We start from the raw sequence: 22,807 nt of genomic DNA, 5'->3' as shown, positions 1-22,807 counted from the left end.
GGTCCTTTTCTATCGCGCATAAAACTGCGCACAATCCTGTTCACGTCCCCGCACGATGCGACGTCCATCAAGAGGGCTGCCGTGTTGTGTAATGACCGTTGACTGACCGCCGGGATGCCCGCTGCGTTCAAAGTAGATCACGACCCAGTCGCGGGTTCTGCCGTACTTATGAGCCGCCCCCGAGTTTGAAAAGAGCGCTGTAAACTGCCACTGACCGCGTTCCATATGCAAAACGGGGATACGGCGTTGACCTGACTCGTTAAAGCGGTGCGGCTTGATCGACGGCAGATTATCTGCCGTATCGCGGGATTTTTGATCCACGACCAGAATGTCAGCTATGGAGGGGGCATCCGTCGCTTTGTCGTGTGCCAAAGGTCGCCGCCGCGCCAACATATCATTCAATGAATGACCAATACTGTCGCTTCGCCGCGTGCCGAACCCTTTGATTTTTGACAGCCGACCATCGATCACGGCAGCCTCCAAGGCCTCCAATGTTTCGATGTGCAAGGTTTCGTGAATCCGGTGGGCCAAAGACGGCCCGATCATCGGAATAGTTTGAAACAGCTTTTCGGGGTCTATAGAGCCGCGCAATCGATCGAGAACACTCAAGAACCCGCTGTCTAAAAGTTCTGCAATGGCGGCAGCAATAGAGACACCTATGGTGGGCAGGTCTTCTAGCCCTCGCTTGCCACGGGTGCGGTAGATGGTGCGGATTGGTTCGGACAAACTTGCGACATAACTGGCTGCATCGCGGTAAGCGTTGACACGGAATTGCGTCGCATTTTGCTGCTCAAGCAGATCTCCAACTTCCCGCAGTTTTTCTGCGATAAACAGGTTTTCGCCTGCTCTTATTGTTGGGGCTTTGGGGTCTGTCATTTGGGCACCGTCTCCATAACGGGTTGTCATGTGCCAAGAAGTCTAGCTTTGTCTGGGTGGGGCGAATTGATTATCGTCAACGCGGTGCGGTGCAGGGCGTCAGTTCATGATAAATACTGGCCCGACAAGCATGGCTATACAGGTGAGCAATCCGATGACAGGAACGATTGCTGGCGCGGTGAATATTCCGTCGGGTGCGGGATCGCCGCGCCATTTGATTCGCAGAAGCGAAAGGTTGATCAAGATAAATACGGCTAGGACAACTTGCGATGTGCGTTCTGCAAGTGTGCCGATTGGGAAAAACAAAGCAAAGACCATCGTGGCAACGGTTACCAATACTGTTGCAAGTAAAGGTGTGCGTGTGCGATCGTTCAGCCTTGCCAATCCGTTGGGCAAACGGCCCACGTTTGCCATGCCATAGATGATACGTGAGGCAAGGATGGTTTGAATAACAATCCCGTTCAGCGTGGCACCAATTGCGATGAGCGTGATTGCGACTGGGGATATTCCGGTCAGTCGTTCAAACAAAAGGCTGACCGGTGCTGTTGAATCACCCAATTCGTCAAGAGGAAGTCGCAGCACAGCGATTGCCGCAACCGAAAAATAGAGCAGTGTCGCAATTGTTAGCGTGATGAATATACCCAGTGGCATATTACGGGCGGGGTTCTTGGTTTCCTCAACGATATTCACCATGCCGTCAAACCCGATAAAGGCAAAGAAGGCGAGCAGGCTGGTCATTGCGATGGCAGCCAAAGCGGGGGTGTCAGACAGCGCGGGAAACACAGACGGTAGCTCGCGAATGATTTCTGGCTTCTGCCAAAGCCCAGCAACGACGACGATGACCAGTCCCAAAACTTCGATCAGGGTAAAAACAGCCGCAAATCTGACAGATTCAAGAATTCCCCATGCGGCGACCAACCCCGAAAAGAGGACGATCACTGCAATGATTGACCAAAGTGGGATCGAGACCAGTGTGGCGACATACCCCGCACACCCCACTGCAATGGCTGCGGCAGAAACAGTTGCTGCCAAAAGCATCAAAGCGCCAGTGATGACCGTCAGGGAAGGCACCGAAAATGCAGCCTCGACATACGCCGCTTCTCCAGCGCTTTGGGGGAAACGCCCCGAAAGTTCGCTGAAACTGCACGCGCTGAAAAGCATGACAAAGGCAGCCAGCAGGAAGGACGTGGGGGCGTAAATGCCAGCTTGTTCTGCTGTGGCACCGACAAGGACATAAATACCTGCACCGATTGTAACCCCTAGGCCGTAGAACACCAAAAGTGGCAGCGTAATTTCACGTCTTAGCGTTGCGGAGTTGATGTCCTGAGGTGATAGTCCCCCCTCTAATTTAGCCGTCATTGTCAGAGTCCACCTTGGCAGTATGAGGCAAGATTTGCGTGTTATGCTCAAGCAGCGGATTGGTACGTGACGCACCAAACACAACGACGGGGCATCGAGCTGCCTCAAGCAAGCGCAATAGATCGTGCTGACTGCGGACAGGCCCCTGTTTTAAGTCCACAAGCACAGCTTGGGCATTCTGCCTTGTCAATGCGGTTAGCGCATCACCAAGCGTGTCGAATTCGAGTGCGTTTGGTCGAGGGTTATTGGTTGCTCGGTCAGGTTTCGTCTTGACTGAGAATGTGATTCGGCCGCTCCGCGAATAGTTTGAAAGCCGCTGGAATGCTTTTTCCATTTCATCGCTGGTGGGGGCGGATGTTTGGAATATGACGACTTTTCCCGGAATCTTGTGGATTTGGCGATACCCCAGCACGAGAACGTCCCAGCTGGCCGCTGCACGCAGCGCTGTGCTGACTAGGTCGCCTGTGTCTTGGGTGAATGCCCAAGCGTTTTCGGGCGGCGCGGCTGTCCGCGCGAGCAATTGTTGGAACGCGCGGGCATCGGCCATAAGCAGGGCGCGCACCTGTGACAAGCTGGGGGCTGACGATATTGCACCGCTTAACAAGACGACGCGCTGATCGGGGATTTTGCACGCCGCAAGCAAATCCTGTTCTTCGACCAGAATACCGCCAAGACCACCGCAAAACCCGTCCGGCAACCGTTGGACAATCCGCAGGGCTGCTTTTGCATCGGTAAATGACCCTGCACCAACAAGGATGCGCAGACCAGCAACGGGCAGATCATTCATTGCTCGGGTCCTTGTCATTGGCCTTGCCGTTTTGCACCCCGAAACTGCGGCGCGTTTCAGCAAAGGCACGCAGCTGTGCCTCGACTTTGCCGTTGATGCTGTTTGCGGGGAAATGGCCGCCGTTGCCCCGCCGCCCTGCGGGCACCCCTGTTAATACTTCGATGCCCTGATCAATTGACTTGATCGCAACGATGCGGAAATCACCCGCCTTGGCAGCCGCGACCACGTCACGACGTAACATGAGATGATCAACATTTGAGGCTGGAATAAGAACACCTTGTTCGCCAGTCAGACCTTGGGCCTTGCAGGTGTCAAAGAAGCCTTCGATCTTTTCGTTCACGCCACCGATGGCTTGAACTTCGCCGTTTTGGTTCACCGATCCAGTTACCGCGAGACCCTGAAGGATTGGCACGCCGGATAAGGCCGACAACATGGCATATAGTTCTGCCGATGATGCGCTGTCTCCGTCAATGCCGCCATAGCTTTGTTCGAACACCAGACTAGCGTGCAATGACATCGGCACATCCAGCGCAAAATGCGAGGCAATGTAACTGCTCAAAATAAGCACGCCTTTTGAATGCAGTGGTCCGCCAAGTTCGACCTCGCGCTCGATATCAATAAGCTTGCCAGCCCCCATCCGGACGCTGGCGGTGATGCGTGAGGGCCGTCCGAAATAGTGTTCGCCTACACCGACCACCGCCAATCCGTTTATCTGACCAACCACGGCATTTTTTATGTCTATCAGAATCGTCTTGCGGGTAACGGCCTCTTGCATCCGCTCCTTGATACGCGATCCTCTGCGCGCTGATTGAAGGATCGCGTTTTCAACTTCATTCTCTGATATCAGATCATGCTTTTGGCCAGCGGCATAAAAGTCAGCCTCCCGTATCACATCCCTAAGTGCGCCCAATCCAAGCGTCAGTTTTGTGCTGTCACCTGCCAGCCTTACTGCGTGGTCAACCAAAGCAGCGACTGCAGCCGCAGTCATTGGCCTCAGGTTTTCTTCGGCGGCATATCCGGCCATAATGCGGGCTAGGGCGCGCGTGTTTTTAGCAGTGCGCGGCAGATCGTCTTCGAAATCAGCCTGTAGTTTGAACAGTTTTCCAAACTCGGGATCGAGGCGCTGCAACAACATATGCAGCCGTCTGTCTCCTATCAGAATAATTCGCACATCCAGCGGAATTGGATCAGGTTCCAGCGTCACTGTCGACGACATGCTAAGCCGTTCTGCCAGAGATGTTATGGAAATAGATTGCCCCTGAAGACAGCGCTTAAGCGTATCCCATGCGTAGGGTTCGGTCAAAACTCGGCTGGCATCCAACACAAGGTATCCGCCGTTTGCGCGGTGCAGTGCACCTGGTTTGACCAATGTAAAGTTGGTGGAAAGGATGCCCATTTCCGATACGTGTTCAATGCGACCAGTGAGATGGGCTAAGGACGGTAATTCCTCGGTGACGATTGGCGCGGAGGACAGGCCAGCTTCGTGTGATACCATGATATTGATCGCATATCTGTCGAAATGTGCATCCTGATGGAATTTACGGATCACTTCGGGAAAAGGACCGCCATTCGTCTTTTGAGCGGAAACCAGAAACAGGTCGGCATTTGAAATCATGTCCATTCGCACCCGGTCCAAGTAGTTTTCAAGAGCGGCCACACCCGAAAACTCAGCCTCGACCTCTTTTATCCTTGCGGAAACGACCCGCTCGGCCATCGCAGCGTGCAGCGCCTCGACTCTCTGACGGTGTTCTTTTTCCAGTTGTGGGCCCTGTTTGAGAATTTCCGCTAACTGTTCTTGCAAGTCTTTGATTTTGGAGTCGATTTCTGCCCGCTCTTTTGGCGGCAGGGCCTCGTAGACTTCCGGCTTGATAGGCTTGCCATCCACGACGGCCGACAGCATGAATCCCATCGGCGTTCTTAGTAACGCGATATCTTGTGAATGAGCGCGCTCTGCAAAGTCTGCGATGGGTTCTTCGTGTTCCTGACCAGCCTCTTCATCGATGGCGCGGCGCTGGGTCTGGTACTCCTCTGAATCGAACAGTGCCGGTATCTCATTGGCCAAATCCTCTACAAGATGTTGCATGGCTGTCTTCAGATTTGCCGCAGTGCCGGGGGCCAGTTTGATCGCATGCGGCTTGTGGGCGGCGTCAAAGTTGTTGACATATATCCAGTCACACGGGATCGGACGCGCGGCGGCTGCATCTGACAGCAATTTTACAACTGCCCTGTGTCTGCCTGTTCCAGTACGGCCGAGAACGTAAAGGTTGAAATCCTTGTGATCGATGCCCGCTGAAAGTTTGATCGCCTCGATTGCGCGGTCTTGTCCGGTAAACCCGCGCGCGGGTTTCAAAGACGCCGTTGTGTCAAACCCCAGCATTTTGGGGTCACATTCACGGCGTAAGTGCTCGAACGGTACACTGCCCGAGGTATCAAACTGTTTTGATGCTTTGCCTGTCACGCCAAAATCCCTCAGTTCGATGGGGGATTAAAAGGGGCAATGCGTAAGGTTTTGTGGGCCGACAGTTGTGCCCAAACCACAGTCGCGCTCAGAAGGGCTGGTAGGATTAATGAAAAGAAATGTTGCATGGGGTGGCTCCAGTTGCTTTTGCCCCTTTATCTTCACAGGGTTGGAGCCCGAGGGATTGATGCGTATCAATTGGTTTGAGGCTTTTGCTTGGAAAATGAACGATAGCCAAAGGGATGTCAGACAATGGAAAACGCACTTAGACTAACCTGTTTGTCCTGCGGTCAGGCAAACCGGTTTCCTGCTGCAAGGCTTGATGCTGGACCCAAATGCGCAAAATGCGGCCTGTTACTGGTTGACGGGGATGTAATTGCGATCGGGCATCAGCGCCATGACAAGGCGACGCAGACAGACGCACTGCCGTTGATTGTCGACTACTGGGCACCTTGGTGTGGACCATGTAGGACGATGGCACCGGAATTTGCGAAAGCAGCCAAGGCACTGCGCGGTCAGGCGCGTTTTGCCAAGATCGATACAGAACAATATCAAGCCGTTTCCCAACGGTTGCAGATCAGGGGCATTCCGCTGTTGATTTTGTATGCTGGTGGCCGCGAAGTGGCGCGTCTTTCTGGTGCCCGGCCATCCGCAGACATCGAAGCATTTGTACGCCAACACCTTTGAAATAGACCTCAACAAAGAGGATTGGCCTGACATATGCAGTCGGCCCATTGATGCCGATCAATTCTGACTCCTGATTTATGCGGTACTGCAAAGTAGCCTAAAGCGGAGGACGACCCATGACACGAAAAGACACACCGCCAACACCCAGCGAGGTGCCGATACCTGAGGATCCAGCGCAGGATCCAGCCAGAACAGAGATACCGCAACAAAACGATCCCCTAGCAAAACCTGTTTCCCCAGAAATTACGGAACCGTTTGACACCCCCAAAGACTCGGCAGATGACCCGTTTGATAACGGTAACTTCCCGATCTAGCCCGCAGCGGTGGCTCGGCGTTTTTCAAATAGGGCGTGCTTTATGCGGATACTTCTTTTTTGTGCCTTGGCGCTTGTACTGGTCGTATTGGCTGGCTGGCGTTACAGCGATCACCGCGCGGACCGGATGGAAATGGCCCACCTATTGGCCCTGCAGCCAAAGGTTCCAATGTTGTTTGACTATGCGATGATCGCAAATCTGCCAGAGCCAGCACAGCGGTATTTCCGTTTCACCATTGCGCAAGGCACACCCCTTTTGCCTGTTGCCAAGCTGTCGATGACCGGACTGTTCAGTCTGGGTGATAAAGATCAACCCAACTATATGAAGATGCAAGCCCATCAGGTGTTGGCGCCCCCGCACGGCTTTGTGTGGAAGATGCGCGCACAATCGGGCCATCTGAGGGTGTCAGGATCAGACAGTTCAGGTTGGCTGCGTTTCTGGATAGGTGGGATTATGCCTGTGGCGCGGGTCGGTACATCCAAAAACCTCACGCGCTCAGCTTATGGCCGCAGTGTGGCCGAGGCTGTATTTTGGGCCCCTGCAGCGCTTTTGCCGGGGCCGGATGTTGTCTGGGATAAGGTGGATGTGGATACTGCAAAAGTATCCGTGCGCCATGCAGGAAATGAACAAAGCGTACAAATTACGCTGGCATCTGACGGCCAGCCCTTGAGTGTCAGTTTCGTCCGTTGGAGCAATGCGAACCCCGAGAAGAAGTATCGTGAACAGCCATTTGGTGGATATCTGTCAAAATTCAAGAAGGTTCAGGGGTACCAAATCCCTACCCATGTCGAGGCGGGAAATTTCTTTGGAACGGATGCTTATTTTCCATTTTTCATCGCGGATGTAACTGAGATTTCCTTTCCAAAATCACCGTAACAAAATCTGCTGTCTCAGAACGGTAGCCTTGATAAATCTCAACCTGATGAAGGCTTCATTGTTCCAATGTGTCCTTGTCACTGAAGCCCGCGCCGCGCGGCTCTAGCTTTTACCAAAGCGCAGAATGGAGAAAAAGATGTCACTGTTTCCAACGAATATGCATGTGCACCCCGAGATTGAATCGTTCTTTGATCCGCAAACAAACACGATCAGCTATGTGGTGATGGACCCCGGTTCAACATCCTGTGCTGTGATCGATTCAGTCATGGATATTGATTATGCCGCAGGCCGGATCACCTATGAACATGCAGACAAAATCATGGCCTACATAGAGAAATGTAATCTGAAGCTGGAATGGCTGATCGAGACGCATGTGCATGCAGATCATCTGTCTGCGGCACCCTACATCCAATCCAAACTGGGCGGAAAAATAGGGATCGGTGATCAGATCACTGTGGTTCAGGACACCTTTGGCAAAGTGTTTAACGAAGGCACCGAATTCCAACGGGACGGTTCGCAGTTTGATCGGTTGTTCAAGGACGGCGATACTTATGACATCGGTGGGATGGCTGCATTTGTAATCCACACACCGGGCCATACACCCGCCTGCATGGTCCATGTGATTGGCGATGCTGCTTTTGCGGGCGATACATTGTTCATGCCCGATGGCGGGTCGGCGCGGGCTGATTTCCCCGGTGGCGACGCAGGAGAACTGTACGATTCCATCCAGAAAGTGCTGTCCTTACCTGATGAAATGCGGCTGTTTATGTGCCACGATTATGGGCCGGATGGCCGTGACATCATGTGGGAAACAACGGTGGCCGAGGAAAAGGCCGACAACATCCATGTTGGCCAAGGCAAGTCCCGAGAAGAATTCATCAAATTGCGCGAAGCACGAGATGCAACTTTGGACGTTCCAAGGCTGATCTTACCGTCCCTTCAGGTGAACATGCGGGCGGGCGATGTACCCAAGACCAAAGACGGCAAGCCCATGCTGAAGGTTCCCGTCAACGCCATCTGATTGATGCCCCTTAGCATGTCCTCAGGAGAGAAAGATCTCTGGATATTCGAGAAGTAACAAGCCAGTTTTTTGTGGCACCCCAAGTCACGGAAACTGATCTGGCATTTCTGCGAAAAAAGGGATTTCGATCCATCATCTGCAACCGACCGGACGGAGAGGGCGCAGACCAACCAACGTTTCAGGAACTTTCCAAGACAGCTCAGAAAAATGGGGATGGCAATGCACTACCTTCCAGTTTCAGGGGGTCTTGTTCAGGATGAAGATGCAGTAGATTTCAGCGATGCCATGAGCGCCCTGCCGCAACCCATTTTGGCCTATTGCCGGACGGGCACGCTATGGTCTTTGGCGCAGGCGAACAACATACTGCTGGCGGATATTCTCAGTGCCACAAAGAACGCAGGTTATGATATTAAAGGGGTCGTTCGCCGGATTGCGAATGGCGGCAAAACGCCGGTTGATCAGGCGGATATCTCGTATGATGTTGTCATTGTAAATTGTCGGGGCCGGAGAGTCCGGCATCGCCATTGCGGCCAGCCTTAAGGCGCGCAAACCGGGGTTGGAAATCGCGATTATTGATCCGGCGGACGCACATTACTACCAATCCAGATGGACGTTGGTAGGTGGTGGTATCTTTACCGCCGAGGAAACTGTGCGCACAATGGGGTCATTGATCCCGAAGGATGTGCGGCTAAAATCTGCGGTTGCGGCCTTTGAACCTGACAAGGGCGTCGTGATCCTCGATGGGTCCGCGTGGTGAACTACAAACGTTTGGTTGTCTGTCCGGGGCTCAAGCTGGACTGGGGTCGGGTTAAGGGGCTTGTTGATACGTTGGGCCGCAACGGTGTGACGTCAAACTACCGCTATGATCTTGCACCTTACACTTGGGATCTGGTGTCGGGAATGAAGTCGGGACGCGCGATTTTCACGCAACCAACCATGCCAATCAAATGTGCAGGTGCCCGGCAAAAGGCGATGTACCTCTGAGCAGATCACTGGACTCGCCGCAATGTTATCAAAGATATCGACGTTGGTTACCACCATGCCGGCGGTGTGCTTTTCGGCATAAAGGATTACGTTCCCGCGCTGCAAACCTATGTCGACAAATATCAGATCGGGTTAAACTTTCACCAACATCTGGTCGCCATTGATGGCCCAGCCAAGAAAGCGTGGTTTGACCTGTCGAAACCTGACACGCCTGTCCAACGGGTTGAGGTCAAATTTGATATGATCCATGTCACACCACCCCAATGCGCGCCTGATTTCATCGCCGTGTCACCCTTGGCGGACGCTGCGGGCTGGGTGGATGTCGATCAGGCAACCCTGCGCCATAAGACATACGAAAATATTTGGTCGTTGGGGGATGTGATGAACGCACCAAATGCCAATACTGCGGCTGCGGGGCTTGTCCGTTAACAGTCGCGCGCGGCAAAATTGTCCTTGCTGAATTCGGGTAAGGGGGGATCTTGCGACCCAGCTTTCCAACTTGGTTGATTGACGGCACCAAACCAAGCCCTCTGGCATGGCTTCTCAAAGAAAAAATCCTGCCAGCCGTGTACTGGAAGGCGATATTAAAGGGCCATGAATGGCTTACCACGCCTGAGAAAATCTAGGCGCAGTGATGATTCTAAAACCTGCGGACAAAGGCGTTCGATTGGCCCATTATTTACCCATATTGGAATGGGGCCGCACTTATAGTCGTCAGAATATGTCTAACGATCTTATCGCGGTGTTAATTGTCACCATCATGTTGATCCCGCAATCGTTGACTTATGCGATGTTGGCGGGCTTGGCGCCCGAGGTTAGTCTCTATGCGTCGATTGTGCTGATCCTGCTCTATAGCGTTTTTGGCACCAGCCGAACTTTGGCCGTTGGTCCAGTCGCGGTTGTATCATTGATGACAGCTGCAGTAATCACCGACGTGACAACCACTTTGGATGTCGGATACGCGGCCGCGGCCCTCAGCCTTGCGGGACTATCGGGTATCACTCTGCTGATAATGGGAGCTTTGCGGTTGGGGTTTATCGCCAACTTTTTGTCACATCCTGTGATCTCTGGTTTTATCACCGCATCGGGTATCTTGATCGCGTTGAGCCAACTCAAGCATGTGTTGGGTGTTGATGCAGACGGGCATAACCTACTGGAAATACTGGCCTCGATCATCGCGCATCTTGAGGCTGTCAATCTAATGACATTGGCTCTTGGCGCAGCAGCGATTGGGTTTCTTTTCTGGCTTCGAACAGGCCTCAGACATGCTTTGACAAAACTTAGTTTGCGCGCGGGGGCCGCAGATTTTTTAGCCAAGGCAGGTCCGGTTCTGGTGGTTAGTGTAACCACATGGCTTGTCTGGCAGTACGACCTCAATTCAAGTGGCGTCCAAATTGTGGGGCCGGTCCCACAAAGCCTTCCGCCGCTCACGTTCCCGACCTGTCTATTGAGCTACTGTCAGCGCTGTTTATGCCAGCCTTGCTGATCTCGATCATCGGCTTTGTGGAATCGATCTTTGTAGCGCAAACATTTGCTGCCAAGAAACGATCAACGGATCGATCCGGACCAGGAACTGATTGGTTTGGGTGCCGCCAATATAGGTGCCTCGTTGACGGGCGGGTTTCCTGTAACGGGTGGCTTTTCGCGGTCTGTCGTCAATTTCGATGCGGGTGCATTCACCGCTGTCGGACTTGCCATCGCCGCTTTGTACCTAACGCCGTTGATCTATTATCTTCCCAAAGCAACGCTTGCCGCAACAATCATCGTGGCGGTCTTGTCCTTGGTCGACATCAGGACTCTGTGGCACAGTTGGGCCTATTCCAAACGTGACTTTGGTGCTGTGATTGTCACCATGCTGCTGACGCTAGCCCTTGGCGTGGAACTGGGGGTCATGGTTGGCGTGATCCTGTCTATCATCTTATTTTTGTAGGACACGTCCCGCCCGCATGTGGCCGAAGTGGGGCTGGTTGAGGGATCACAGCACTTTCGCAACATCCATCGGCATCACGTGCAAACTGATCCCATAGTCCTGAACCTGCGCATTGATCAAAGCCTATATTTCGCCAACGCACAGTTTCTGGAGGATTATATTTATGACCGGATTGTCGATGACACGCGTTTAAAAAATGTGGTGCTGATGTGTTCTGCGGTGAATGAAATCGACCTGAGCGCGCTAGAGGCATTGGAACTGATCAACATCCGCTTGAAAGAGCTGGGAATAACTCTGTCGCTGTCCGAGGTGAAAGGGCCCGTGATGGACCAGCTTGATCGTAGCCATCTGGTCGAACATCTGACAGGCAGTATTTACCTTTCGCAGTATGATGCGTTTCGCGCGCTCTCACAGCCTTCGGTCTCAGGTGTTGCTGCGCAGGACTAAACGAATGAATTTGGCGGCAGAGCGATAGTGGCTTGGCCCTGCCGCTTCTGCCCAACGTCCGGGTGTCCAATTATTGTAGGCGCCGTACATCGGGCTGACGTATAATTCGCTATTCAGTTTCTCTATCAGAAATTGGACCAGACGATCATGGGCATCTTGGAATGCGGCAACCGCAGCGGCCCAATCCAGATGGGCTTGTCGTTTGCGTAAATCTGCATTGTAACGTTTCAGATCGCTCCGCTTGTAACCTTTGGCGGGAAAATAAACTGTCTTTCCCGCCATCCCGTCCTTGTACCAGCCTAAAAACAGATCAATCCAATGGGCGCGGTGGCTAATGACGCCTTTAATGGACGTCCCTTCGATGCTCAGATTGAGCTTGGGTTTCATCAAGCGGGGCGATCAACTTTGTTAGCTTAGCGTATTCTTTGAGGGTGAGGTCGATCAGGTCCGTCCTATTTGTGCATGCCATTTCGCTGTTGTCCCTTTCCTTGGCTAGTGAGCCAAGAATACTGGCAGGTTAGTTTGTTCGATCATCGAGCGCGTTGTGCCGCCCATGATGACAAGATCTGCACCGATTTCTTGCGCGCGAGCCAGAACGCACCGTCCAATGTCACGTCCGCCGCTTGGAAACTGTGACACGGTGACTTTGCAGCCATGATGGCCAAGACCCCGGCCACATCTGTGCCGGGGTCTTGGCCATCACGTTCGTTTGTCATCACTGGACCAATGCAGCCAACCACAACTTCTTTAGCGGCCTTCAAATAGGGCAGTGCTGCGTGGGCGGCACTTGCGGCCCCTTCGCTGCTGTCCGATGCTAAAAAGACGGTTGTGGCCTTTTGCAACGGGCCCTGTTCATTTGAAATCCGATAGGGGAATGAAACAACACACCGGAGACCACTTCGCGCAGGATGTCGGGCGTGTCGCGCAGGTTGGCCGCGACATAGGCCTCGTCGCTCACATGCGCGGCGCGTGCCACCACGTGTTTGACTTCTATGGCCGCGCAGATTGCGGATTGGACGATCCCCGATGCGTTGCTTTTGGCAAGCAGGGCTTCGATTTGCTGTACGCGCGCCTCTTGGGCTTCTTTTACTTTAGGGACCATTTCCGCCCAGTAGTCGGGGATGCCCGAAATGCCGTAGAGCGACACGCAATGAGGGGAATCAGGTGCCCCGTCAATAAGCAGGCAGATGAGGCGCGTGTCATTTTGTGCCGCTGCTTCGGCCGCATCCGAGATCTGGGCGTCCGGGGTTTTGGTGTTCATCGCAAAAAGTATGGTCCGGCGTTTCATGTCGTTCTCCATTGTGAAGGGTGCTGAGGCAAGCGGCGCAAGCATTCTGATGCAAACTGACAGAGGTTTGATTGGTGCCAACCAACAAAGATCAATGGAACAAGGGTAATCCGTGCCATCGTCGGACAAACCCTTCATGATCGGACAACTGGCTGATGGATTTCAAAGACTAATACAAAGTGCTTGAGTTGGCCCCCAGCGCTGGTGCGGATAATATAAGGAAAGCGTTTCGCAAAGCGGCGCGGAAATATCATCCTGATATCAACTCTGGTGCAGACCCTGAACGGCTCGCTGCATATGACCAGTTGGGACAAGAGCCGCCGCTGGGGCAAGGTGGGTATCACCCCCCGCCCGGTTGGGACAACAGTTACGCCTTTTCCGATGCAAACGGTCCGCAAAGTGACGAAGCGTTTAGCGACTTTTTCGAGGAACTGTTTCGCCGTGGCGGCGGTCCGGCAGAGGCCACGTGCGGCGGACCAGCAGCGGACAGTCACGGACGCATAAGAGATTACCATCGAGGATGCCTACCTTGGGCCGGAGCGCCAAACTGGCCCTCAGAACACCTGTGGTGGGGCCGAACGGGGCCGTTACCATGCAAAACCGCACCTTGTCCGTTCGGGTCCCAAAAAGGATCTCCCAAGGTCAACATATCAGGTTGGTAGGACCAGGCGGCCCCAGCATTGATGGACGTTCGGCAGGCGATTTGTTTCTCGAAGTCACTTTTGCTGCACATCCTGTGTACCGCATTGACGGGAAAAGCCTGCATCTAGATTTGCCGATCACCCCATGGGAAGCTGCGTTGGGAGGCCACGTTGTGATGCCAACCCCCGACGGTCAGGTTGATCTGCGCATCCCCAAGAATGCGCGGTCCGGACAAAAAATGCGTTTGAAAGGCAAGGGTCTGCCGGGGACACCTAACGGTGACATCTATGCGACCCTCAAGATTGTGAACCCAAAAGTAGAAACGGAAGAGGCGCGTGCGTTGTTTGAAGAGATGGCTAAAGCGATGCCCTTTGATCCACGCGCCAATCTTGGAGGAAAGGGAAGATGAAGAAAACCACATTACAAAGCGATATTGTCGAGGCGCTGTCACTGCAGGACTTGTGCCGGTTCTGTCAGTCTGATGAGACTTGGGTGATCGAGCTGGTAGAGCATGGTGTGCTGGAGCCGGTTGGAAGCACAAGCGGAAACTGGCGATTTGTCGGCACCAGCATCGTGCGGGCCAAGAAAGCACGCAGGCTGAACCGCGATTTAGGGATCAACGCCGCTGGCGTCGCGCTTGTTCTCGATCTGCTGGAAGAGCGTGAAACCGTACTGCGCCGCCTTGCGCAATACGAAGCGATTTAGAGACACCTCCAAAGATAGCGCCTTTTTGTTATAGCCTCTAGCTTGCCAACTGAACCCTTGTGCCGGTTGTCCCTGCGACCAGCTCCAAACAGTCTGCAAGCCGTCCAATTGCCGCAAAGCCGCCTGTGGCCAGCGCAAAATCACGCGCGGCCTCGACCTTTGGTCCCATTGAACCCGCGGGGAATGATATTTTGGCAAGAGCGTCAGGGGTGGCTTGCTGGATCAGCGCCTGATCCGGTGTGCCCCAATGTTCGAATACGCCCTCAATGTCAGTTAACATCAAAAATGCATCCGCTTTGATCTGACGCGCCAACAGACCGCTAGCGTGATCCTTGTCGATCACAGCCTCTATCCCGATCATCGTGCCATCAGGTTTTTGGACAACGGGAATGCCGCCGCCCCCTGCACAAATAACGATTACCTTTTGATCCAGCAGCAGGTTGATCACGTCGAGTTCAAGGATACGTTTCGGACGCGGAGAAGGCACTGTGCGGCGGAAATTTGCGCCGTCTTGGCCAATGGTCCAACCGCGTTCAGCACTCAGCTTAGCGGCGTCTTCTTCGGTATAGATAGGGCCGATAAATTTGGTCGGGGTCTGAAATGCCGGATCGTTTGGATCAACTTCGATCTGCGTAAGCAGCGTCGCGTATTGCACATCCGGCGCATAGGCATTGTCCAACTCTTGTTGCAACACATAGCCGATCATACCGTCCGTCTCAGCGCCCAGAACGTCCAATGGAAAAACACCACCCTGCAAGGCGAGATACCCAACCTGCGGACCATTGCCATGTGTGATGACCACCTCGTGTCCGGCCTCCAGCAAGCCCGCCAACGATTGCGCGGCGACGCGGATACTGGCGCGTTGACCCGCAGCGGTGAGGGTTTCACCACGTTTTGACAGGGCGTTCCCGCCCAAAGCAACAACAATACGCATTTAGAATCCTAAGGTTGCGACCAATACGGCCTTAATGGTGTGCATCCGGTTTTCGGCCTGATCAAAGACGATGGATGCCGGTGCCTCAAAGACCTCTTCCGTCACCTCCATCGCGTCCAGACCAAAGGTGTCGCGGATATGCTGGCCCACTTCGGTCTCGGTATTATGAAATGCGGGCAGGCAGTGCATGAATTTCGCGTGCGGATTACCCGTCATTTTCATCACCTCAGCGTTCACCTGATAGGGCATCAACAGCTTGATCCGCTCGGCCCAGACCTCTTCGGGTTCGCCCATCGAAAACCAGACATCAGTATAGACGACATCACATTCAGACACGCCTTGCTGTACGTCTTCGGTCAGCAAAATTCGCGCACCTGTATTTTTGGCCTCATTCAGCGCGGCATTCACGATTGCCTTGTCCGGCCAGAGCGATTTGGGGCCGCAAAGGCGCACATCCATGCCCAGTTTGGCCGCACCGATCAACAGGCTGTCGCCCATATTGTTACCCGCATCCCCCAGAAAACAGAACGCGATTTGGCCCAGTGGTTTGTCCACTTGTTCCGTCATGGTCAGCACATCAGCGAGGATCTGGGTAGGGTGAAATTCATCCGTCAGCCCGTTGTAAACTGGCACGCCAGACCATTTTGCCAAGGTCTCGACCACCTCCTGACCAAACCCGCGATACTCGATTGCATCATAAACCCGCCCCAATACGCGGGCGGTATCCTTGATGCTTTCTTTCTTGCCGATATGGCTGCCCGATGGCCCCAGATAGGTAACATGTGCTCCCTGATCATGTGCTGCCACTTCAAATCCAACCCGCGTGCGGGTGGAATTCTTCTCAAAGATCAAGGCAATCTCACGGCCCTTAAGCATTTGCTGTTCGGTGCCTGCATACTTCGCAGCCTTTAGATCAGCCGAGAGTTTCAAAAGGAACTTAATCTCTTGCGGGCTGAAGTCACGCAAGGACAGGAAGGAACGGTTTTTGAGGTTAAACGACATCAGATTACTCCACAGGATCGCGTGAAATGGGACAAGTCATGCAGTGGCCACCACCCCGCCCGCGGCCTAATTCGGCCCCGCGGATGGTGATCACTTCGATCCCTGCACGGCGCAATTGCGTGTTGGTGTGGACGTTGCGGTCATAAGCCAGCACGACGCCCGGCTCTAACGCAACGACGTTGTTGCCATCATCCCATTGCTCGCGCTCTTGTTCAAAATGATCGCCCCCAGTACCAATGATGCGCAAGGATGGAATGTTCAGGGCTTGTTGGACAATATCAAATATATGACCGGGGTCTTCGACGACGCGTAGGCCATGTTTGTCGTCGGGGTAAAGGGAGTAGCACCTGATTTTGTCCGCAACTTGGGTAAAGCTGGTCACTACATCGCGGTCACAAAAAGAAAACACCGTATCCAGATGCATTGCGGCGCGTGAGGCTGGCATTTGGCAGGCAATAACCCGTTCGGCCCCGCCTTGATCGAACAATGATACAGCCAGTTGCCCTACAGCCTGCGGTGTTGTGCGTTCTCCCATGCCCACCAAAACACACCCGTTGCCAATTGGCATGACATCGCCGCCCTCAAGTGTGGCCGGGCCAAAGTCCTGATCAGGATTGCCCCACCAGATTTTCGTTTTGCTGGCAAAACGTGGATGAAAGCGGTAAGTAGCCGCAGCGATCAACGTCTCTTGCTGACGCGCTTGCCAATGCATTGGGTTCAATGTGACGCCGCCGTAAATCCAGCAAGAGGTATCACGTGTAAAGATCAGATTGGGCAAGGGCGGCAGGACGAAACCGTCCGATCCCAGGAACCTGCCGAACATGCTGTGTGGCTCGAACGGTAGATCACTGACGGTGATGCCACCCGTCAAAAAACGGGTGAGCGCGGTCGCGGGCATCTCGTTCAGCCAGCCGCGCAGCTCGTCCATCATGCCTACACCGATGTGATCTTCAGTGATTTTACGGTCCAGCAGCCATGCGCGGGCCTTTGGCAGATCAAGGATATCAGTCAACAGATCATGCTGTTCCAGCACCTCAACACCCCTATCCCGCATTTTGTCACAAAATGCAAAGTGATCCTTGCGGGCCTCATCGACCCAGAACACATCGTCAAACAACAACGCGTCGCAGTTGCTGGGGGTCAGCCGTTCATGCGCCAGTCCGGGGCGCGAGACCATAACGGTTCGAAGTTTGCCAACTTCGGAATGGACACCAAGCGGGGCGGTCATAACATCACCGCCGCACTTAGCAGGGCCATCGACATCAGCGACAGGAGCGCCAACAAGGGCCAGACGAAGCGCAACCAAGTGTTGTAGGGTATACGTCCGATGGCCAATCCGCCAACAACCACCGCATAGGTTGGCGCGACCAGATTGGTGATGCCGATGGCGGTCTGAAACGCGGTGACGGCCAGATCACGGCTAACGCCAGCGAAGTCCGACAGCGGGGCCATGATTGGCATCGACAAAACCGCGAGGCCGGAGGTGGAGGGGACCAGAAAGCTCATCACGGCTTCAATGCCAAAGAGCGCGTTGACAAAGGCGACTTGCGACATGCCGGTAATCCAGCCCTCAAAGGTGTGCAGGAACGTGTCGGTGATGCGGCCCTGATCCATGATGATGACGATGCCGCGCGCCAACCCGATTACAAGCGCGACACCCAACAAGTCACGAGCGCCTTCGACAAAAGCGTTGGTGAACGCTTTTTCACCCAGCCAGCCCAATGTGCCGATCACAATCGCAGCGGCCAAAAACAAAGCGGACATCTCAGCCATCCACCAACCTTGGCTTGAGACGCCCCAGACCATGACTACGAAGGTTGCAGCAAACAGGATCAGGATCACGATTTGCATGGCCGTCAGACGCGCGCCCTCAGCTGGGGCATACTTTTGCAGGAAATGCGCCTCATTGGCTTCTTTCATATGTGCGACAAGCGATTGGCTGGGGTCGCGGCGCACCCGTTCAGCGTAACGCATCACAAATGCAACTGCCGCAAGCCATGACAGGCCGAGGATCACAAACCGCAAAGTCATCCCTTGGGTGAACGCAATGCCCGCCGCATTGGATGCAATCGCTGTTGAGAATGGATTGATGGTGGAGCCGATCACACCAACACCAGCGCCCAGCATAATAATCGCGACACCTGTAAGCGCGTCATATCCAGCGGCAATCATGATGGGGATCAACAAGACATAGAACGCCAGCGTTTCTTCGGCCATGCCATAGGTCGTCCCGCCTGCCGCAAAAAGTGCCATCATGATCGGGATCATCCATTTCTCGTGACCTTCCAGCTTGCGCATGGCTTGCGCCACGCCGGTATTGATTGCTCCCGTGGCCGTCACGACGCCCAGAAAGCCGCCCACAATCAGCACAAACAACGACACATCAATGGCATTGGCTGTGTAGGAGGATGGATCGTAAAAGCCTGCGATGGGGGCCATCAGCACGTCGAGTAAACCTTGCGGCGCTGATTCAACTGGTGCGTAAGTGCCGGGAACAGGGACGTCCTTGCCAAGAACACTGTTGGGTACGCGCTGGTACTCGCCTGCTGGCACGATCCATGTCAGGGCCGCCATTGCGATGACAAGGACGAACAGGATTGTGTAGGCGGTCGGGAACCAGCCCTGCGGCGGTTGCTTTGATGACGTGCCGTATTGGGGTACCATGACCATCGAAAACTCCTCCCGCAGGATTGTTGTCGTTAGAGCAGAGTTATGGCGTATCACAGGGTGTATTGATTGAGATTGGTCAATCGGGCCGCAAGCAGGACTTACTTTTTCAGCCGTCGCTTGTATTTCAAATACAGCCGTTGGTTTAGTTGGATGAACCGCGAAAGCCCCTGTCCCAACATGCCTGCGGAATTGCGGACCAATAAACGTAGCCAGTTAGGCTGGCGATAAACCCGCCAAGCGCGTTCACGATCAGGTCACCCATCGTATCGTCCAGCCCGGATTTTTGCATGCTTAGGTCAAAAACATATCCATCGCGTACTCAAATACTTCCCAAATCGCGCCAACGGTCATGGTGACACAAAAGGTGATGAAGGCGATGGCCGAGGGGGGGCCGCGAACCGATCCCCTTCGAACAGCATAAAGACAAAGAGGAATCCTGACAGTCCAAACCCTAGTGCTGAAGAGCCGTGCAATGCCAGATCCCACCACCACAGACGTTCATAAAAATCGAAAGCCTCTCCCAGAAAGATTGAGGCGAAAAAGAACAAGGTGGTGAAGATCAAGACCGGCAGTGGCAGGGTCAAAGACCAGCGCGCAGCAAGTAGAGGAGGCATCAGTGACAAGGCCAAGGTTGCAAAGCTGACAAAGGCCAGCGACCAGCGGGCAAATCCCAGTGAAACGAACCCTGCGATGAGCAAGAGCGCCCATATGGCAAGGATCTTGGGCTGGATCAACAGCGACGGCCAGAACGCACGCTGCAGTTCATCAACAGTCTTGGTGCATATGTCGTCGTTTTGCAGGAAGTGGACAAGCGGCTTGGCCCGCGCCGCCCGGCGCTGCCGCGCGCATGACTTTGGACGTGGGCGCTGGGTTGACCGTTGTGGCCACTCATCTTGGGCTGTTGCGCCGTGATAGGCGCGCGCAGCTTGCCGTTTTGGATGACGCAACATCGGCCGACGCGCACGTCGTGATCGCAGGTGATTTCAACGAGTGGTCCGCGCGCAAAGGGTTTGAACCACTGGCGACGCGTTTTGTGACCCAAAGTCCGGGGCGATTGTTTCACTCAGCACGACCCATGGCAGCGCTTGACCAGTTTGCACTGTCGCATAGCCTTGAAATGCGTGACAGTGGGGTAGAGCAGGGCACTTTGGCAAGAGTGGCATCGGACCGTTTGCCAATCTGGTCCGATATCCTTGTGCCTGAAGTTACTTGCTAAATAGCACTGGCAACTGCTGATCACGCAGCAACGCATGGGTGGTCGCTCCAATAACAAAATCATAGGCGCGAGAATGGCCAAAGGCACCAGTTGCAATAATGTCCGCGCCCATTTCGAACGCCGCTTTGTTAAGGACTTCAGCAATACTATGACCTGAGGGTTCCCGATGCTCCAGTGTGGTTTTCAAACCGTGGCGTGCAAACATCTCGACAACGTCAATTGCATCCCCATCCTTCAACGCGTCTTGAGGCGCCTTGCCAACGCGCAACACGGTCAGGTTCGCGCCGACTTCAGCGAGCCCTAACATATCATGTGCAGCGCGCGCCGCTTCTCTGGTGTCGCTCCAACCCAACAACAGATTGCTACCAATCTCGGGGCCATCATACTCCAGCGGCACCACAATAACTGGCCTGCCGCTTTCGCGGATTACTTGGATTTGTGCGTTCCTTTGATCATATCGGTCATTCTCTTTGTCTTCATGCGCCATGATAACAAGGTCAGCTGCTCGCGCGCATTCAACCATCCGCTCACTTGCAGAAACGGCCTCGGCGCGGACCAGCCGGAACTCGCTGACGAAATCCTCGTTTGTTGTGTGTTTTACAAAGATCGCTTTGATCGCCTCGGATTCCCTTTTTTGACTTTCGTTGAACGTAGTGAATGCTGGTTCGGGGATGTGCATTGCAATGCCTGGATACACCAGCAACGCCTCAACTGTGTGCAACCCGATCAAATGTGCATTGTGTTTGCGCGCTAAGGGAACCGCCACTTTCAAGAGCGTTTCAGTGTTTTCGGGCGTGGTTAGGCACACCATGATTGTTTTCAGTCCCATGCGTACATTCCTTTTCATGCATCAATTAGCGTTCCATGAAGGTTAACAACGCGTGAAAAGGCGCGATTGATCCGAGTCAATCGGGTGCTTGCGTATTCGGATATTTCAGTGGGCAACCCCAACTCTTCCGAGGAGCTTATTCATGTTCACCTTCACAAATGTATTGGCCGCCATTGTCACTCTTGGCTTTTCGACAGCAACCTTGGCTGACACGGTCTCAACTCGAAACGGTGAAGATACCTTTTTCGCTGGGTCGCAAATTAACCAGGCGGTAGACACGGTCGGGGATACTTTCATGGCGGCACGTTCGGTTAAAGTAAATGGAGCCACGCAGGGTGATCTGCATGTCTCCGGGCTTGATGTGTCGGTAAGTGCTGATGTCATCGAAGACCTGTATGCGCTGGGGGGGACCGTTATTATCCGCGGTGCCATTGCTGAGGATCTGGCCGCAGCGGGGTTTTCCCTGCGCACCGAAAGCAGCTCGATAACGCAAGGCAATGCGCGTCTGATGGGCAATTCGGTCACGATTGAGGGTCCCGTAATGGGTGCACTGTCCGTTATGGGCCGTGATGTTATCTTAAATGCTGCCATCAAAGGGGATGCCCGCATTTTGGCGCAAACGCTCTCGTTTGGACCCGATGCAGTTGTCAGCGGTACGCTGACATATAGCCTTGAGGAAAAGATGAGTGTTCCTGATCGGGTCGCGGCCACTGATCGCGTGATATTTGAAAGGGTTTCAGGCGGGCGTGTTTGGGAGGAATGGCAGGAGGTGAGCAAAGACATGCCCGCGTTGCCAACGTTTATGTCCATTATGTTCGGCTTTGCGATCTCGCTTCTGTTCTTTTTGGTACTTGGTGCTTTGATGCTGGGTTTCATGCCCAAACGCCTGTCGAAAATGCGTCGCAGTATTGCACAGGCACCCGGTCAAACTCTTCTTCTCGGAGTCATCGGTCTGTCGATGTTGTTTGGCATGGTCCCGATCGTCGGGCTCACCATAGTCGGCCTTCCTTTTGTGCCCATCGTACTGCTGGCGATCGTCGTGATCTGGACGCTTGGTTATGCTTTGGGTGCCTACAGTGTAGCAATGCGCCTTTGGTTAGGCTTGGGAGGCGCGGTTGAGCCAAGTAGCGTTGCCCGCTTGCTGGTCCTAGCTGCCGCGATCATATTTGTCGCATTGCTGAACTTCATCCCGTTCGTGGGCTGGGTCGCCAATTACACACTGGTCCTGCTTGGTATTGGTGCCATGACACGCGCGGTTTTCCAATCAATGCTCGGCAATCCCGGCGTTGCGTTGGACGTTGACATGAAACCCATCGAAGACTGAACAGAAACAGGAGAGAACCCATGACTGCTCAAGGATTGGAAGTCATCGACCACAGCATCCATTTGACCCATGAATGGATTAACGAACTGGCAGAGCGCCTTGGCTGGTCTTCAAAAAGAAGCACGCTGCGCTTGTTGCGGATAACGCTGCACCACATAAGGGATCATCTGTTGGTGGATGAACTGGCGCAGATGTCAGCGCAATTGCCTCTCCTGATACGCGGCTTTTTCTTTGAAGGTTGGATGCCCAAGCGAACCCCGATCAAGGAACGCAACGCGCAAGATTTCCTTACATTCATCGCGGATCAGATGGGTGATGCAGAGGAATATCGAGGGCGAGAGGATATCAAATGCGTCTTTGATCTGTTGAACAACCGCTTGAGCAGAGGCGAGATCGAAGATGTTCGCGCCACTCTGCCCGCGCCGATCCGCGAGCTTTGGCCAGCACCGTAAACTAAA

The 22,807-nt window shown here is 53.9% G+C and carries 25 protein-coding genes and 2 pseudogenes; 13 read left to right on the top strand and 14 right to left on the bottom strand.

What is annotated here, in order from left to right; genetic code table 11:
• Window positions 1-9: 9 nt before the first annotated feature.
• The 4 genes from V7775_RS22130 to V7775_RS22115 all read right to left on the bottom strand — a co-directional run bounded on the left by V7775_RS22130 (window position 10) and on the right by V7775_RS22115 (window position 5,480).
• Window positions 10-876: a helix-hairpin-helix domain-containing protein gene (locus V7775_RS22130; RefSeq protein WP_335754109.1), complete on the bottom strand. Its 867-nt coding sequence runs from the start codon at window positions 874-876 to the stop codon at window positions 10-12.
• A gap of 99 nt (window positions 877-975) precedes the next feature.
• Complete coding sequence (locus V7775_RS22125; protein ID WP_335754108.1) at window positions 976-2,235, bottom strand: APC family permease; 1,260 nt, start codon at window positions 2,233-2,235, stop codon at window positions 976-978.
• Complete coding sequence (locus V7775_RS22120; RefSeq protein ID WP_335754107.1) at window positions 2,225-3,022, bottom strand: hypothetical protein; 798 nt, start codon at window positions 3,020-3,022, stop codon at window positions 2,225-2,227. The genes V7775_RS22125 and V7775_RS22120 overlap by 11 nt, the downstream gene beginning before the upstream one ends.
• Window positions 3,015-5,480 carry a Lon protease family protein gene (locus tag V7775_RS22115; protein ID WP_335754106.1) on the bottom strand — a complete coding sequence of 822 codons (2,466 nt, stop codon included), beginning with the start codon at window positions 5,478-5,480 and terminating at the stop codon, window positions 3,015-3,017. The genes V7775_RS22120 and V7775_RS22115 overlap by 8 nt, the downstream gene beginning before the upstream one ends.
• A 252-nt stretch (window positions 5,481-5,732) precedes the next feature.
• Between V7775_RS22115 and trxC the strand changes: the two genes are divergently transcribed.
• The 7 genes and pseudogenes from trxC (at window position 5,733) to V7775_RS22080 (ending at window position 11,739) form a co-directional block, all read left to right on the top strand.
• Window positions 5,733-6,167: a thioredoxin TrxC gene (trxC, locus tag V7775_RS22110; RefSeq protein ID WP_335754105.1), complete on the top strand. Its 435-nt coding sequence runs from the start codon at window positions 5,733-5,735 to the stop codon at window positions 6,165-6,167.
• A gap of 116 nt (window positions 6,168-6,283) precedes the next feature.
• Window positions 6,284-6,481: a hypothetical protein gene (locus tag V7775_RS22105; RefSeq protein ID WP_335754104.1), complete on the top strand. Its 198-nt coding sequence runs from the start codon at window positions 6,284-6,286 to the stop codon at window positions 6,479-6,481.
• Between the two features lie 42 nt (window positions 6,482-6,523).
• Window positions 6,524-7,357 carry a DUF6544 family protein gene (locus tag V7775_RS22100; protein ID WP_335754103.1) on the top strand — a complete coding sequence of 278 codons (834 nt, stop codon included), beginning with the start codon at window positions 6,524-6,526 and terminating at the stop codon, window positions 7,355-7,357.
• 136 nt (window positions 7,358-7,493) lie between these two features.
• Window positions 7,494-8,378, top strand: coding sequence for an MBL fold metallo-hydrolase (locus V7775_RS22095; RefSeq protein ID WP_335754102.1), 885 nt, complete (start codon window positions 7,494-7,496; stop codon window positions 8,376-8,378).
• A 38-nt stretch (window positions 8,379-8,416) separates the two neighbouring features.
• A pseudogene (locus V7775_RS22090) lies at window positions 8,417-9,988 on the top strand (TIGR01244 family sulfur transferase).
• Window positions 9,989-9,996: 8 nt separating this feature from the next.
• Window positions 9,997-11,292, top strand: a pseudogene (locus V7775_RS22085) (SulP family inorganic anion transporter).
• A gap of 78 nt (window positions 11,293-11,370) precedes the next feature.
• A complete protein-coding gene (locus tag V7775_RS22080) occupies window positions 11,371-11,739 on the top strand; it encodes a sodium-independent anion transporter (protein ID WP_335754101.1) in 369 nt (122 codons plus the stop codon).
• On the opposite strand, the gene V7775_RS22075 is transcribed toward V7775_RS22080, so the two are convergent.
• The 3 genes from V7775_RS22075 to V7775_RS22065 form a co-directional block, all read right to left on the bottom strand.
• On the bottom strand, window positions 11,716-12,126 hold the full coding sequence (locus V7775_RS22075) for a ClbS/DfsB family four-helix bundle protein (protein WP_335754100.1): 411 nt from the start codon (window positions 12,124-12,126) through the stop codon (window positions 11,716-11,718). The two genes, V7775_RS22080 and V7775_RS22075, sit on opposite strands and share 24 nt — an antisense overlap.
• Before the next feature lie 143 nt (window positions 12,127-12,269).
• Window positions 12,270-12,581, bottom strand: coding sequence for a hypothetical protein (locus V7775_RS22070; RefSeq protein WP_335754099.1), 312 nt, complete (start codon window positions 12,579-12,581; stop codon window positions 12,270-12,272).
• Window positions 12,554-13,027, bottom strand: coding sequence for a hypothetical protein (locus tag V7775_RS22065; RefSeq protein ID WP_335754098.1), 474 nt, complete (start codon window positions 13,025-13,027; stop codon window positions 12,554-12,556). The genes V7775_RS22070 and V7775_RS22065 overlap by 28 nt, the downstream gene beginning before the upstream one ends.
• Window positions 13,028-13,206: 179 nt before the next feature.
• Between V7775_RS22065 and V7775_RS22060 the strand changes: the two genes are divergently transcribed.
• The 3 genes from V7775_RS22060 to V7775_RS22050 are packed head-to-tail and all read left to right on the top strand — an operon-like array spanning window position 13,207 to window position 14,374.
• Window positions 13,207-13,689, top strand: coding sequence for a J domain-containing protein (locus tag V7775_RS22060; protein ID WP_335754097.1), 483 nt, complete (start codon window positions 13,207-13,209; stop codon window positions 13,687-13,689).
• Window positions 13,620-14,078: a DnaJ C-terminal domain-containing protein gene (locus V7775_RS22055; RefSeq protein WP_335754096.1), complete on the top strand. Its 459-nt coding sequence runs from the start codon at window positions 13,620-13,622 to the stop codon at window positions 14,076-14,078. Before V7775_RS22060 ends, V7775_RS22055 begins: the two co-directional genes overlap by 70 nt.
• Window positions 14,075-14,374: a chaperone modulator CbpM gene (locus V7775_RS22050; RefSeq protein WP_335754095.1), complete on the top strand. Its 300-nt coding sequence runs from the start codon at window positions 14,075-14,077 to the stop codon at window positions 14,372-14,374. Before V7775_RS22055 ends, V7775_RS22050 begins: the two co-directional genes overlap by 4 nt.
• Before the next feature lie 37 nt (window positions 14,375-14,411).
• Here the strand turns inward: V7775_RS22050 and V7775_RS22045 are convergent, their stop codons facing one another.
• From V7775_RS22045 to V7775_RS22020, 6 genes are all read right to left on the bottom strand, one after another.
• Entirely contained in the window at window positions 14,412-15,308 is an 897-nt protein-coding gene (locus V7775_RS22045) for a carbamate kinase (RefSeq protein WP_335754094.1), read from the bottom strand.
• Window positions 15,309-16,310, bottom strand: a complete 1,002-nt coding sequence (argF, locus tag V7775_RS22040; protein ID WP_335754093.1) for an ornithine carbamoyltransferase — start codon at window positions 16,308-16,310, stop codon at window positions 15,309-15,311.
• Window positions 16,311-16,314: 4 nt separating this feature from the next.
• The gene (gene arcA, locus V7775_RS22035; protein WP_335754092.1) at window positions 16,315-17,538 is read right to left on the bottom strand and encodes an arginine deiminase; all 1,224 of its coding nucleotides are present in this window, start codon (window positions 17,536-17,538) and stop codon (window positions 16,315-16,317) included.
• A complete protein-coding gene (locus V7775_RS22030; RefSeq protein ID WP_335754091.1) occupies window positions 17,535-18,980 on the bottom strand; it encodes a YfcC family protein in 1,446 nt (481 codons plus the stop codon). The genes arcA and V7775_RS22030 overlap by 4 nt, the downstream gene beginning before the upstream one ends.
• 142 nt (window positions 18,981-19,122) lie before the next feature.
• Window positions 19,123-19,269, bottom strand: a complete 147-nt coding sequence (locus V7775_RS22025) for a hypothetical protein (protein ID WP_335754090.1) — start codon at window positions 19,267-19,269, stop codon at window positions 19,123-19,125.
• A gap of 58 nt (window positions 19,270-19,327) precedes the next feature.
• A complete protein-coding gene (locus tag V7775_RS22020; RefSeq protein WP_335754089.1) occupies window positions 19,328-19,714 on the bottom strand; it encodes a hypothetical protein in 387 nt (128 codons plus the stop codon).
• A gap of 113 nt (window positions 19,715-19,827) precedes the next feature.
• Here V7775_RS22020 and V7775_RS22015 point away from each other — a divergent pair, with 113 nt between their 5' ends.
• Window positions 19,828-20,196, top strand: a complete 369-nt coding sequence (locus tag V7775_RS22015) for an endonuclease/exonuclease/phosphatase family protein (protein ID WP_335754088.1) — start codon at window positions 19,828-19,830, stop codon at window positions 20,194-20,196.
• Here V7775_RS22015 and V7775_RS22010 read toward each other — a convergent pair.
• Complete coding sequence (locus tag V7775_RS22010) at window positions 20,186-21,025, bottom strand: universal stress protein (RefSeq protein WP_335754087.1); 840 nt, start codon at window positions 21,023-21,025, stop codon at window positions 20,186-20,188. The genes V7775_RS22015 and V7775_RS22010 overlap by 11 nt on opposite strands.
• A 142-nt stretch (window positions 21,026-21,167) precedes the next feature.
• On the opposite strand from V7775_RS22010, the gene V7775_RS22005 reads away from it, so the two are divergent.
• On the top strand, window positions 21,168-22,349 hold the full coding sequence (locus V7775_RS22005) for a hypothetical protein (RefSeq protein WP_335754086.1): 1,182 nt from the start codon (window positions 21,168-21,170) through the stop codon (window positions 22,347-22,349).
• A gap of 20 nt (window positions 22,350-22,369) precedes the next feature.
• Window positions 22,370-22,801, top strand: coding sequence for a DUF2267 domain-containing protein (locus V7775_RS22000; RefSeq protein ID WP_335754085.1), 432 nt, complete (start codon window positions 22,370-22,372; stop codon window positions 22,799-22,801).
• Window positions 22,802-22,807: the final 6 nt, after the last annotated feature.

This window comes from Sulfitobacter sp. (genome assembly GCF_036960155.1).
GTDB lineage: Bacteria > Pseudomonadota > Alphaproteobacteria > Rhodobacterales > Rhodobacteraceae > Sulfitobacter.
Note: the sequence above shows the minus strand (reverse complement) of the source record. Positions and strands in the feature narration are given on the sequence as shown.